This window comes from Mesorhizobium sp. M2A.F.Ca.ET.039.01.1.1 (assembly GCF_003998035.1).
Taxonomy (GTDB): domain Bacteria; phylum Pseudomonadota; class Alphaproteobacteria; order Rhizobiales; family Rhizobiaceae; genus Mesorhizobium.
On record NZ_RZRY01001254.1, the window covers coordinates 1 to 1,041 of the forward strand.

A 1,041-nucleotide genomic window follows, 5' to 3' on the forward strand; every position below is an offset into this window, starting at 1 on the left:
GAATCGCGCGTGCCGGCCAGCGACTTCTCGATCTCGTTTAGGCGCGGACTGATGTCCTCGAACTCGGGCAGCGGCGTGCCGGGCCTGGAAAGATGCGCCGATAGGCCGGCGACCTGCGCTTCCAGGCTGCGGATCAGCGCCGGATCGATGCCGGCGACCTGATGCGCCGACGATTCCAGCCGGCTGGAAATATCCTCGAGCCGGCTTTCGAGCCCGCGGATCGCCATATCGCTGGCGGGATCGGGCGCGCGCGTCTCGATGCGCTTGGCCAGAGCGGTGAAGCGGGCATCGATCGCTTCCATGATGCCGGCGCTGTCGTCTTGACGCATGCGCTGGTCGAGCCTATTCGCCACCTCGTCCAGCCGACGCTCCAGATCGTGGAACAACGCGTTGCTTTGTTCGATTGCGTCTCCCTGGCGGCGCTCGAGCAGCATCGACAGCGCGTCGAAGCGCTGCTCCAGGCCCTGGAAGATCTGGTCCGCGTCGGGCATGGCCGGCGCGCGGTCCATCTTGTCGGTGATGGAAGCGATCTGTTTGCCCAGACGCTCCATGGCCTGCTCGGGCAGATCGGTGCGGCCGGCCAGCTGGTCCACGCGGCTGGTGAGAAGATTGAGGCGGTCGAGGACCTCGGCGCCGGGCCGCGACTGCGCGACTTCTTCGATCTGCACCGCCAGCGAGGCCATGCGCTTCTCGATCCGGCCGAAGGTCTCGGGGTCGAAGGCATTGGCCTGCGCGGCTACCGTCGAGGCGACGATGGCGCGGGAAATCTCGTCCAGCCGCTCGTCGATCATGGCGAGCGTTTCGCCGCCGCGCGCGGTCTGCTGGCCGGCGAAGCGGTCGACCGCGCCGGCAAGCGTGCGCACCTTTTCCTCCAGCGAGCGCAGCGAAAGCGATTCCGGCAGGCTGTTGACGGCGCTGCTAATCTGCTCGAGCCGATCTGTCAGCACTGAAAGGCTAGGGCCTTCGGCGCGCTTGCGCTGGTCGGCGTCGACACGGTCCTCGAAAGCGCTCCAGCGGCGGTCGAAATCGTCCCAGCGGCGG

Annotated in this window: 1 pseudogene; it reads right to left on the bottom strand. The window is 67.4% G+C overall.

Annotated features, from left to right (window positions below):
* Positions 1–1,041, bottom strand: a pseudogene (locus EOA24_RS39085) (peptidoglycan-binding protein); the annotation flags it as partial.